Annotated in this window: 11 protein-coding genes; 7 read left to right on the forward strand and 4 right to left on the reverse strand. The window is 68.3% G+C overall.

Annotation, left to right across the window (positions count from 1 at the left end):
* Positions 1–65: 65 nt before the first annotated feature.
* From DRV85_RS15115 to DRV85_RS15125, 3 genes are all read right to left on the reverse strand, one after another.
* Positions 66–1379 carry a TRAP transporter large permease gene (locus DRV85_RS15115; RefSeq protein WP_113290314.1) on the reverse strand — a complete coding sequence of 438 codons (1314 nt, stop codon included), beginning with the start codon at positions 1377–1379 and terminating at the stop codon, positions 66–68.
* A complete protein-coding gene (locus DRV85_RS15120; RefSeq protein WP_113290315.1) occupies positions 1376–1885 on the reverse strand; it encodes a TRAP transporter small permease in 510 nt (169 codons plus the stop codon). The genes DRV85_RS15115 and DRV85_RS15120 overlap by 4 nt, the downstream gene beginning before the upstream one ends.
* A gap of 83 nt (positions 1886–1968) precedes the next feature.
* Positions 1969–2988 carry a TRAP transporter substrate-binding protein gene (locus tag DRV85_RS15125; protein WP_113290316.1) on the reverse strand — a complete coding sequence of 340 codons (1020 nt, stop codon included), beginning with the start codon at positions 2986–2988 and terminating at the stop codon, positions 1969–1971.
* Positions 2989–3187: 199 nt separating this feature from the next.
* On the opposite strand from DRV85_RS15125, the gene DRV85_RS15130 reads away from it, so the two are divergent.
* Positions 3188–4453 carry a cytochrome P450 gene (locus DRV85_RS15130; protein ID WP_113290317.1) on the forward strand — a complete coding sequence of 422 codons (1266 nt, stop codon included), beginning with the start codon at positions 3188–3190 and terminating at the stop codon, positions 4451–4453.
* A gap of 73 nt (positions 4454–4526) precedes the next feature.
* Here DRV85_RS15130 and DRV85_RS15135 read toward each other — a convergent pair whose 3' ends face one another.
* Positions 4527–5039, reverse strand: a complete 513-nt coding sequence (locus tag DRV85_RS15135) for a MarR family winged helix-turn-helix transcriptional regulator (RefSeq protein WP_113290318.1) — start codon at positions 5037–5039, stop codon at positions 4527–4529.
* Positions 5040–5112: 73 nt separating this feature from the next.
* Between DRV85_RS15135 and DRV85_RS15140 the strand changes: the two genes are divergently transcribed.
* From DRV85_RS15140 to DRV85_RS15165, 6 genes are all read left to right on the forward strand, one after another.
* Entirely contained in the window at positions 5113–6072 is a 960-nt protein-coding gene (locus DRV85_RS15140) for a PDR/VanB family oxidoreductase (protein ID WP_113290319.1), read from the forward strand.
* 103 nt (positions 6073–6175) lie between these two features.
* Positions 6176–7525: an aromatic ring-hydroxylating dioxygenase subunit alpha gene (locus DRV85_RS15145; protein ID WP_199525974.1), complete on the forward strand. Its 1350-nt coding sequence runs from the start codon at positions 6176–6178 to the stop codon at positions 7523–7525.
* The gene (locus DRV85_RS15150; protein WP_113290320.1) at positions 7522–8001 is read left to right on the forward strand and encodes an aromatic-ring-hydroxylating dioxygenase subunit beta; all 480 of its coding nucleotides are present in this window, start codon (positions 7522–7524) and stop codon (positions 7999–8001) included. The genes DRV85_RS15145 and DRV85_RS15150 overlap by 4 nt, the downstream gene beginning before the upstream one ends.
* Positions 7998–9626, forward strand: a complete 1629-nt coding sequence (locus DRV85_RS15155) for an AMP-binding protein (RefSeq protein ID WP_113290321.1) — start codon at positions 7998–8000, stop codon at positions 9624–9626. The genes DRV85_RS15150 and DRV85_RS15155 overlap by 4 nt, the downstream gene beginning before the upstream one ends.
* Complete coding sequence (locus tag DRV85_RS15160; protein WP_113290322.1) at positions 9623–10786, forward strand: thiolase family protein; 1164 nt, start codon at positions 9623–9625, stop codon at positions 10784–10786. Before DRV85_RS15155 ends, DRV85_RS15160 begins: the two co-directional genes overlap by 4 nt.
* Positions 10783–12030: an SDR family NAD(P)-dependent oxidoreductase gene (locus tag DRV85_RS15165; RefSeq protein WP_113290323.1), complete on the forward strand. Its 1248-nt coding sequence runs from the start codon at positions 10783–10785 to the stop codon at positions 12028–12030. The genes DRV85_RS15160 and DRV85_RS15165 overlap by 4 nt, the downstream gene beginning before the upstream one ends.
* Positions 12031–12067: the final 37 nt, after the last annotated feature.

The raw sequence follows: 12067 nt of genomic DNA on the forward strand, positions 1-12067 counted from the left end.
CGTCGGCCCCTTCCGGGGCCTCCTCGCGAGGAGCGCCCGGAGAGGGGCGCGATCGAGCGCGTGCCTCACATCATCGACGGCAGGAAGAGCACCACGCCCGGCGCGGCGAGCAGGATCGCGAGCCGCACGATGTCCATCAGCCAGAAGGGCGTCACGCCGCGAAAGATCGTGCCGGTCGAGACATCGCCCACCACGCCCCGCAGGATGAAGACGTTGAGCCCCACCGGCGGCGTGATCAGACTGATCTCGACCACGACGACCACCACGATGCCGAACCAGACGGGATCGAAGCCGAGGCTCGTGACCAGCGGAAAGAAGATCGGCACGGTGAGCAGCAGCATCGACAGGCTCTCGAAGACCATGCCGAGCAGGATGTAGATGGCGAGAATCATCGCCATCACCATCCAGGGCGAGAGGCCCATGTCCGCGACGAGGCTGCGCAGCGCTTCCGGCAGCCCGGCGATGTTGACGAAGTTGGAGAAGATCCAGGCGCCGATCAGCACCGCGAAGAGGGAGGCGGTGGTCAGCGTCGTCTCGGTCAGCACCTCGCGGATGTCCTTGAGCGACAGCCGTCCGCGGAAGACAGCGATCAGGAAGGCGCCCATCGCGCCCATGCCGGCCGCCTCGGTCGGCGAGAAGGTCAGGTAGATCGGCCAGACGTCGAGCACGCCGTAGAGCCCGCCGATCACCAGGAAGAAGAGCAGCAGTACCGCCCAGACGCCCTTGAGCGCCGCGATCCGCTCGGGCCAGTCGGTGCGGGGGCCGGCCGGCCCTGCGGCCGGGTTGCGCCAGATCGACAGCTGCACCGCGACCATGTAGAGCAGGATGCCCAGCGCGCCGGGCACGATCCCGGCGATGAAGAGCTGGCCGATCGAGGTCTCGGTCAAAAGCCCGTAGATCACCAGGATCACAGAGGGCGGGATCAGGATACCCAGCGTGCCGCCCGCCGCGATCGAGGCGGTGGAGAGGCTGTCGGAATAGCCGTATTTCCGCATCTCCGGCATCGCCACCTTGGACATGGTCGCGGCGGTGGCCAGCGAAGAGCCCGAGATCGCCGCGAAGCCGCCGCAGGCCACGATGGTCGCCATCGCGAGCCCGCCCTTCATGTGTCCCAGGAAGGCGTTCGAGACCTGATAGAGCTCGCGGCTGATGCCGCCCTTGTTCACGAAGAGCCCCATCAGGATGAAGAGCGGCACGATCGAAAGCCCATAGTCCTGCGCGGTGTCGATGACCAGCCGGCCGGCCATGCTGATCGCGGCGCGCCAGTTGGTCTCCATCATGAAGCCCAGAAGACCCACGAGCCCCATCGCGAAGGCGATGGGCATGCGCAGCAGCACGAGCACCAGGACGGCGCCGAATCCGATCAGGGATGCAGTCATTTGTTCGAGAACTCGGAAAGGAGCGAGGGGCGGAAGAGCGTGACCAGCCCGCGCAGCACCATCACGGCGGCGGCGGCGAAGGTCATGATCGCGATGAACCAGGCGACGTAGAAGGTCGGGATGGCGAGATATTCGGTCAGATCGCCGAAGCTGCGCGCGCGCTCGGCGAGATCGACGATCCGGTCGGCCGGGAAGAAGAGGATGACGCCGCAGACGATCTGGATCACCCCGTCGCGGATGCGCGCGAGCCGCAGCCGCTGAAAGACCCCGTCAAGCAGGTCCACGGAGATGTGCTCGTCGCGCCAGCCGAGCATGGGCAGGGCCGAAAAGACGATGATCGCCATGGCGATGCGGATGAGTTCGGTCGCCGCCTCGATGGGCGCGTTGAAGGCCGAGCGCATCACCACGTCGGCGAAGGTCAGCACCATGAGCGCGAAGAGCCCGACGGAGGCGAGGGCGACCGGGATCCAGAGCGCCTGCCGGAAGATCTGAAGAATCGCTGTCATGAAAGGACTGTCCCCGCCCCGAAAGGTCGCGCGGGCCGCACCCGGCCCGCGCCCATCTCTCGCGCCCCTGGGGGCGTGCCGCGTCAGTTGGTGACGGCGGCGTCCATTTCCTGCTGAACCATCTCGTGGGCCGCCTGCGCGTCCACGCCCGCTTCCTCGAGCTCGGCCAGCACGTTGCCGATCACCATCTCGGCGATCTCGGCGAAGCGCGCCTGATCCTCTTCCGAGGCGGTGACGATCACGTTGTCCTCGGCGGCCATGGTCGCTTCGGTCGCGCGCGCGTCGGAGGCGTCCCAGGCCTGGCCCATCATGCGGGAGGCCGGCTCGCCGAAGACGTTCTCCTCGAGCGCGGCCTGCACGTCCTCCGGCAGGCTGTCGAAGCGCTCCTGGCTCATGATGACGGCGAAGGAGCCGCGGTAGAAGCCGCCGGGCATCTCGTAGACGTTCTTCGCGACCTCGTTGAGCTTGAAGCCGATGCGCTCGCCCATGTTCATGGTCACGGCGTCGGCCGCGCCCGAATCGAGCGTCTCGTAGACCTTGGGCGCGGGCACCTGGATGCCGACCATGCCGAGTTCGTTGGCCACGTCGGTCGCCACGCCGCCGGGCAGGCGCGTCTTGAGCCCGTCGAGATCGTCGAGCGTCTTGACCTCTTGGTTCGAATGCACCTGCGCGGGTCCGTGTGTCGTCAGCGCGATCACCTTGACCCCGCGGTGCTCGTTGAGATCCGCCAGATGCTCCTCGAACACGCGCCAATAGGCGACGCTCGCCGCCTCCGCGCTGCCCTCGTAGCCCGGCAGCTCGATCAGCTTCGTGCCTACGAAACGCCCCGGCTGGTAGCCGTGGAAGATGATTGAGAGATCCGCGGCGCCGTCCATGATCAGGTCCATCTGCGCCGGCGGCGGCGCGAGGCCCATGACGAGTTCGCCCGTCACCGCGCCGTCGGTGGCCTCTTCCATCATCTCGACCAGCCCGCCGAACATGTCGACGTTGATCGGGTGGTTGGGCGGCAGCCAGGTGGAGATGTTGAGCGTCTCCTGCGCCTGCGCGGCGGTGGCCAGGCCGACGGCCAGCGCCGTCCCGGTCATGATCTTCGTGAGTTGCATCGGATCGTGCCTCCCTACACGTCGCCGGGGCTCCGGTTCCGCTTGCGCCCGGCAGAAATATGAAATGTCATATATTCACAGATTCGCTCGCGTGTGAACCGGATTCTTTCCAAAATCGACCACACGGTCGGTTTTGTTGTCAAGAGCGCAGCGGGCTGCCATACTGCGCGCTCACGCGATGGCGAGGGAGGAGCGAGCCATGACCGACGTCACCGAGCTGGACCGCGACAGCGCGCGCGCCGCCGAGGTCGCGCGCGAATTCGACCTGGCGAATCCGCCGGACGGCTTCGTCGAGAATCCCTTTCCGGTCTATGCCGCGCTGCTCGCGCACGCCCCGGTGCTGCGCCAGCCGGACGGCTCGGTGCTGCTGTCGCGCTACGCCGATCTCGACCGTGTCTACCGTGACACGAAGCGCTTCTCGTCGGACAAGCACGAGGCCTTCGCGCCGAAGTTCGGCCGCGGGAGCCCGCTTTACGAGCATCATACGACCTCGCTTGTCTTCTCCGACCCGCCGCTGCACACCCGCGTGCGCAAGATCATGACCTCGGCGCTCACGCCCCGCGCGATCCAGCGCATGGAGCCCGGGCTGATCGAGACGGTGGAGCATCTGCTCGACGCGATGGCGGAAAAGGAGCGCGCCGGCGGCACCGTCGATCTCATCGAGGATTTCGCCAGCACGATTCCCATCCAGATCATCGGCAACCTGCTCGATGTGCCGATGGAGGAGCGCGGGCCGCTGCGCGACTGGTCGCTCGCGATCCTGGGCGCGCTGGAACCGGTCCTGTCGGCCGAGGAACTCGCCCGCGGCAACCGCGCGGTCGAGGAGTTCAAGATCTATCTCGAGGATCTCGTCGCCCGCCGCCGCGCCGCGCCGGGCGACCCCGAGACGGACGTGCTCACCCGCCTGATCCGGGGCGAGGGGGCGGATGCGCAGCTTTCCGAGACCGAGCTTCTGCAGAACTGCATCTTCATCCTGAACGCGGGCCACGAGACGACCACGAACCTGATCGGCAACGGCCTCGCGGCCCTTCACGATTTCCCCGAGGCGCGGGCGCAGCTTCTGGAAAATCCCGATCTGATCCAGCCGGCGGTGGAAGAGATTCTGCGCTTCTACTCGCCGAACCAGCTGGGCAACCGCGAAACGACCGAGGAGGTCGAGTTCGGGGGCATGACCATTCCCGCCGGAACCAATCTTCATCTGTGCATCGGCGCGGCGAATCGCGACCCCGCGCAGTTTCCGGAGCCGGAGCGCTTCGACATCGCGCGCAAGCCGAACAAGCATCTGGCCTTCGCGGGCGGCCCGCATGTCTGCGTGGGCCTGACTCTCGCACGACTCGAGGGACGCATCGCCATCGGACGGCTGCTCGCCCGTTTCCCGCGCTACGAGATCCTGGCGGGCCGGGAACTGGGCGGCCGGATGCGGTTTCGCGGCTATGCGCGCCTCCCCGCGCAGCTCATGCCGTGAGCGCGGGGCGAAAATTCTTCGAACGAAGAATTTTCTTTTCGGAGCAGCTGTCTGTTGAGGCCGGACGAGAAGGTTATTCGTTCGAAAAATCTTCGGCGCCCGGGGTGCGATGCTGTGCCGCGCCGAGTTCGTCGATCAGCGTCGCAAGAGCCTGCTTGATCCGGGCGGCGTCGCCGCCCTCGAGTTTCGCCAGAAGTTGCGCTTCGTGCGCTCTTGCATCCTGCACCAGCCGCTCGGCAAGCGCCCGGCCCGCCTCGGTCAGAAAGACGCGCACGCGCCGCCGGTCCTGCGAATCGCCGCGGCGCGTGACCCAGCCCTTCGCGTCCATCTGCGCGATGATCTTGGTCAGGCGTGACTGCTCGATCAGCGCGTAGCCGGCCAGCCGGGTCACCATCTCGCCGTCGCGGTCGGCGAGACAGGCGAGCACGCGCCATTCCGGCACCCGCACGCCCTGCGCGCGGACATGGGCATGAAACTGCGCGCTCGCGGCCTCGCTCGCCGCGGCCAGCAGGTAGAGGAGGTAGTTGGGGACGAAGCTCTCGCCCTGCCGATCTTCGTTCGTGGATCCGCCCGGCTGTCCGTCCATGCCTGTCCCCCGCGAAAAAGGCTCTTGACGGTCAATATATGAAATTTCATGTTTATGGCAAAGGGAGATTGTCGTGACGACCCACCGCCTGCGAATCGTGGCCAGGACGCCGCTCACCGACCGGATCGCCGAGTTCACGCTCGCGCCGGCCGAAGGCGGCACGCTGCCCGCATGGGAGCCCGGCGCGCATCTTCGGGTCGCACTGGACGAGGGTGGCGACCGCGCCTATTCGCTGGTGACCTTCGGGCCCGTGCCCGAGGCGCCCGAGCGCTACACGATCGCCGTGCAGCGCGAGGACGACGGCTTGGGCGGGTCGCGCTTCATGCACGGTCTGGGCGAGGGCGACGAGGTCGAGATCACCGCTCCGAAATGCGATTTCCCGGTCGCGGCCGGCAAGCCGGCGCTGCTGCTCGCCGGCGGCATCGGAATCACCCCCATGATCTCGATGGCGCACGCGCTGAAGGCGGCGGGGACGCCCTTCACGCTGCATTACGCCGCCCGCTCGCAGGACGTCATGGCCTACCGTGAAGAGCTGGCGGAGAGCCTCGGCGACTCCCTCGCGCTGCATTTCGACGACGTGGCGGGCGGGCCCATCGACCTCGACGGGCTGATCGCGGCGATGGGGTCCGACCAGCATCTCTACGTCTGCGGCCCGCGCCCGATGATCGACGCGGCGCTCGCCAAGGCCGAGGCGGCGGGCATCCCGCGCGAGCGGGTGCATGTCGAACTCTTCGACAATGCCTCGGCCGGGGCGGACGAAGGCGACGACAGCTTCGAGGTCGAGCTCGCCTCGAGCGGCGAGGTTTTCACCATCCCGCCCGGCAAGAGCATCATCGAGGTGCTCGAGGAGGCCGGGCACGACCTGATCTACGATTGCCAGCGCGGCGATTGCGGCATCTGTCAGACCGAGGTTCTGGAGGGGGTGCCGGACCACCGCGACGTGGTGCTCTCCGAGGCGGAGAGGGCGGAGGGCAAGCTCATGCAGATCTGCGTCAGCCGCGCGAAGACGCCGCGGCTGAAGCTCGACCTGTGACGCGCGTGCCCAAGGCGTTTGCAAACGCCTTGGGCCACGCGGTTTGAAAACCGCGTGGAAGCCGCTTCCAAGCGGCTTCCCGGACCCCGAAGGGAGGTGCCTGATGGGACGCTACACCGACAACCCCGAGGCCGTCGCAGGCCTCTTTCGCGGCGGCGAGGTGCACCGCGACGTCTACATCGACGACGAGGTCTACCGGCTGGAGATGAAGCATCTCTTCCGCAACGCCTGGGTCTTCGTGGGCCACGACAGCCAGACGCCGAACAAGGGCGACTATTTCACCACGCAGGTCGCGGATCAGCCGGTGATCATGGTGCGGCACTCGGACGGCGAGATAAAGGTGCTCTACAACCGCTGCCCCCACAAGGGCACCAAGATCGCGATCGACCGCACCGGCAACACCGGCAAGTTCTTCCGCTGCCCCTATCACGCCTGGTCGTTCAAGACCGACGGCTGCCTGCTCGCGATCCCGCTCAAGAAGGGCTACCAGGACACGGGCTTCGACAAGACCGAAGGCGCGAAGGGCATGACCGCCGTGGGCGCCGTGAAGAACTATCGCGGCTTCGTCTTCGCCCGTCTGGCCGAGGAAGGCATCTCCTTCGAGGAGTTCTTCGGCGAGAGCCTGAGCTCGCTCGACAACATGATCGACCGCTCGCCCGAGGGCCGGCTCGAGGTCGTGGGCCCGCCCCTGCGCTACATGCACAAGTGCAACTGGAAGATGCTGGTGGAGAACCAGACCGACACCTGCCACCCCATGGTGGCGCATGAGTCCTCCGCCGGCACCGCGGTGCAGATCTGGAAGGAGCTGGGCTATACCGAGGACGATCCCAAGCCGCCGGCGATGGAGATCATCGCGCCCTTCATGTCCCCTTACGAGTTCTTCGAGGAGATGGGCATCCGCACCTGGCCCAACGGCCACGGCCACACCGGCGTCACGCAGTCGATCCACTCGAAATATTCGCAGATCCCCGGCTACTGGGAGGCGATGGTCGAGGGCCACGGCGAGGAGAAGGCCGCGCAGATCCTTGGCGAGAACCGGCACAACACGGTCTATTTCCCCAACATCATGATCAAGGGCCCGATCCAGCAGCTGCGCGTCTTCATCCCGCTGGCCGCGGACAAGACGCTTGTGGAAAGCTACATCTATCGCCCCGTCGGTGCGCCCGACGAGCTGGTGGCGCGCAACGCGATGTACAACCGCATGATCAACGCGCCCACCTCGATCGTGGGCCACGACGACCTCGAGATGTACGAGCGCGCGCAGGAGGGCCTGCACGCGGACGGCAACGAATGGGTCAACGTCCAGCGCCTCTACACCGGGGAAGAGGACTACGACCAGGAGCAGGTCGAGAACGGCACCACCGAGCGCCAGATGCGCAACCAGTTTCACGCCTGGGTGAAGTTCATGACCTGGGACATGGGCAAGGAACCGGCGCGGGAGGCCGCGGAATGAGCGTGACGCGCGACGATCTGATCGACTTCGTCTACGACGAGGCGCGGATGCTGGACGAGGGCCGCTTCGACGAGTGGCTCGACCTCTGGCTGCCCGACGGGCACTACTGGATGCCGCTCGACTGGAAGCAGGAGGATCCGGTCCACGTCACCTCGCTGATGTACGAGGACATCTTCATGCTCAAGCTCCGGGTCGAGCGGCTGAACGGCGCGCGCACCTTCAGCCAGAAGCCCAAGAGCCGCTGCCACCATGTCCTGCAGCGCCCCTTCGTGGACGAGATGAACGAGGAAGAGGGCTGCTACGTCACCACCACCTCGATGCACTACGTCGAGACGCGGCAGGACGAGCAGCAGTTGCTGGCATTGACCGCGCGGCACGAGCTCCGGCAGGTCGACGGCCGGCTGCGCATCGCCAACAAGCGCGTCGATCTGCTCAACTGCGACGCGGCCTTCGGCAACATCCAGCTTCTGCCATGATCGACTCAGGCGCAGAGACGGTGCACGGCGCCTTCGCCGCGGCCGCCGCACGTTGGCCGGAGCGGGGATTCCTGCACGTGGTGCCCGAGACCGCCGACGTCTACGGGATCGAACCCGGCGAGATCACCTATGCCGAGGCCGCGGCGGAGGTGGATCGTCTGACCTCGGCGCTCGAGGCCGCGGGCTACGGCGAAGGGCATCGCGTGATGCTGCTGCTGGAGAACCGGCCGGTCTTCTTCTTCTGGTTCCTCGCGCTCAACCGCCTGGGCGCCTCGATCGTGCCGCTCAACCCCGATCTGCGCACGGGCGAGCAGGCCTACATGATCGGCCACGCCGAGCCCGCGCTGGCGGTGGCGCTGCCGTCGCGCTGCAACGAGCTGCGCGAAGCCGCTCTCGAAGCCGGCGTGCAAATGCCGGTGATCGCGCCGGGAGAGCCGGTGCCCGCGCCGCGCGAGGGGGCCCGGGTGGCCGCGCGGGCCGGCGGCCCGGCAGAGCGCGAAGCGGCGCTGCTCTACACCTCCGGCACCACCGGGCAGCCGAAGGGCTGCGTGCTCACCAACACCTATTTCCTGCTATCGGGCGACTGGTATGCAGGCGCGGGCGGTCTCTGCGAGATAACCGAGGACGGCGAGCGCATGATCACGCCGCTGCCGCTCTTCCACATGAACGCGCTCGCGGTTTCCTTCATGGCGATGATCGCCGTGGGCGGCTGCCTGATCCCGCTCGACCGCTTTCACCCGAAGAGCTGGTGGAAGAGCGTGCGCGAGAGCGGGGCGACGTGCCTTCACTATCTCGGCGTGATGCCGTCGATCCTCATGGGGATGCCGGAGTCGCCCGACGATCGCGCGCACCGCGTCCGCTTCGGCTTCGGCGCGGGGATCGACCCGAAGCTGCACGCGCCCTTCGAGGCGCGCTTCGGCTTCCCGCTGGTGGAGGCCTGGGCGATGACGGAAACCGGCTCCGCCGCCACCATCGCCGCCAACCGCGAGCCGCGGCGCGTCGGCGAGAACTGCCTCGGCAGGCCCGAGCCCTACATGGAGATGCGGATCGTGGACGACGCAGGGAAGGACGTCGCAACGGGCGAGCCTGGGGAACTGCTCGTCCGCCGTGCCGGGGACGATCCGCGCCACGGCTTCTTCGCCGAATACTACAAGAACCCGGAGGCCACCGCCGAGGTCTGGGAGGGCGGCTGGTTCCACACGGGCGACATTGTCCGGCAGGAGGCGGACGGCTCCGTCTTCTTCGTGGACCGCAAGAAGAACGTCATCCGCCGCTCGGGCGAGAACATCGCCGCCGTCGAGGTCGAGAGCGCGCTGATGCGCCACCCGAAGGTCCGGGCGGCGGGCGTGGCCGCGGTGCCCGACGCGATCCGCGGCGACGAGGTCTTCGCCATGCTGGTGGTGGAGGGCGAGGGCGATGCGGCGCTCGCCGAGGAGATCACCCGCTGGTGCCTCACGCGGCTGGCCTACTACAAGGCGCCCGGCTACATCGCCTTCGTGGATGCGCTGCCGCTGACGGCCACGCAGAAGATCCAGCGCGGCACGCTCAAGACGCAAGCCGCCGGGCTGCTGAATGATCCCGCCACCCACGACCTGCGCCCGCTCAAGAAGCGGACCGCGGCATGAGGCGCGCGCCCTACGACGGCGTGGCGCTCTGCGCGCCCGTCACCGTGCGGTATGTCCGCTACAGCCAGGAAACAGCGCACTGGTGGATCGCGCGGGGGCTGAAGGCGGCGCTCGACGCCGCGGGGCTCAGGAAGGAAGAGGTGGACGGGCTGTCGGTGTCGTCCTTCACGCTCTTTCCCGACACGCCGGTGGGGCTGGCGCAGCACTTGGGCTTCACCGTCCGGTGGCTCGACACGATCCCGATGGGCGGGGCCTCCGGCGTGGTGGCCGCGCGCCGCGCCGCGCGGGCGGTGCAGGCGGGCGATGCCGACATCGTGGCCTGCGTCGCGGGCGACATGAACCGCATCGACAGCTTCCGGCGGCTGCTCTCGTCCTTCTCGCGCTTCTCACAGGACGCGGGCTACCCCTACGGCTACGGCGGGCCCAACGCCAATTTCGCGCTCATCATGGATGCCTACATGGCGGAATACGGCGCCACGCGCGAGGATTTCGGCCGCATCGCCGTGGCGCAGCGCGACAACGCCCTGCGCAACCCCGACGCGCTGATGAAGAAGCCGCTGACGCTCGACGACTACATGGGCGCGCGCCCCATCGCCGAGCCCATCGCGCTCTTCGACTGCGTGATGCCCTGCGCGGGGGCAGAGGCCTTTCTCGTCATGCGCGAGGACGAGGCAGCGCGCCGCGGCCTGCCCTTCGCGCGCCTGCGCTCAACCATCGAGCGGCACAACGCCTTTCCCGACGACCCCGTGCAACTGCGCGGCGGCTGGGCTGCGGACATCGACGAGTTCTGGGAAATGGCGGGGCTGGGGCCGGAGGACATGGACCTGCTCCAGACCTACGACGACTATCCGGTGATCTCGATGATGCAGATCGAGGACCTCGGATTCTGCGACAAGGGCGCGGGGGCCGAGTTCGTGCGCTCCCGCGACCTGACCGTGACGGGCGACTTCCCGCACAACACCTCGGGCGGGCAGCTCTCGGTCGGGCAGGCGGGCGCCGCGGGCGGCTACCTCGGCCTCGTCGAGGCGCTGCGGCAGGTGACCGGGCAGGCGGGACCGACACAGGTGGCGGAGGCCCGCCGCGCCTGCGTCTCGGGCTTCGGCATGGTGAATTATGACCGCGGCATCTGCTCCGCCGCCGCGGTGCTGGAGGGCGCATGACCCAGCCGCTCCCGACGCCGCGCAAGAAGGACCCGCAGAAGCGCAGCCGCGTGCCCACGCTGCCGCCGCTGCCGCGCTCGCGCGCCGCACTCGGGCTGGCCGTGGCCGCGGCGGAGGGGCGCTTCATGCTCCAGCACTGCCGAGACTGCGGCGCGGTGCAGTATCCGCCGCGCGACGCCTGCCATGCCTGCCTCTCGGTGCGGCTGGACTGGCGCGAGACCGACCCGGGCGCGCAGATCATCGCCGAGACGCGCATCCATGCCTCGCCGGATCCCTATTTCCGCGAGCGGATGCCCTGGCGCACCGGCACCGCGAAGCTGGATGCCGGGCCGGTCGCGGTGGTGCACCTGCATGGCGAGGTTGTGCGCGGCGACCGGGTGCGCCTGTCGCTCCGCCTCGACCGGGCGGGGCAGGGGGTGCTGCTCGCCCTGCCGGAACGCGGCAGCCCTGCGATGGAGGAGGATCCGATGACCCGCGCGATGGGTACCCATGTGAAGCACCGCCGCGTGCTGGTCACCGACGCACGGTCCGAGGTCGCCGCCCCGCTGGTCGAGGCGCTACTGGCGGCAGGCGCCGCGCATGTGTTCCTGGGCGAGCCGGAACCCTGGCGGCGCTGGCCTGGCCGCGCGCGCTTCGAGGGGCGCGAGGACGTCACCCTGATGAAGCTCGACGTGACCGATCCCGACAGCCTGAAGACGCTGGCGGGCGAGATCGGCGGCAAGACCGACATCCTGATCAACACCGCCCGCTTCCTGCGCCCGGGCGGCATCCTGGGACAGGACACGATCCACGCCCGCGACGAGATGGAGGTCAACGCGCTGGGGCTGATGCGGCTGGCGCAGGCCTTCGGCCCGGGGATGGCCGCGCGCACGGCGGACGGGATCAATTCCTCGGCCGCCTTGGTGACGCTGCTCTCGGCCTATGCGCTCTCGCCCGACCCGCGCATGGGCGCCTTCTGCGCCAGCCAGGCCGCGGCGCGTTCGGTCGCGCAGACCCTGCGCGCCGAGTTCGCGGAATCCGGCCTTCGGGTCATGTGCGTCTATTCGGGCCATACCGAGGACGACTGGCACCAGGGCCTGCCGCCGCCCAAGGTCGCGCCCAAGGCGCTGGCGCGCAGCGTCGTGGACGGCCTCGAGCGCGGGCTGGAGGAGGTCTACTGCGGCGACGTGGCGAAGGATCTGGCCGAACGCTGGCGCCGCGACCCGGCCGTGCTGGACCGCGAGATCAGGGGGGAAGGGGCATGAGCATCTTGCACGCAATGCTCGGCGCGCCCTTGCGGGC

The sequence above is a fragment of the Rhodosalinus halophilus genome (assembly GCF_003298775.1).
Lineage (GTDB): Bacteria > Pseudomonadota > Alphaproteobacteria > Rhodobacterales > Rhodobacteraceae > Rhodosalinus > Rhodosalinus halophilus.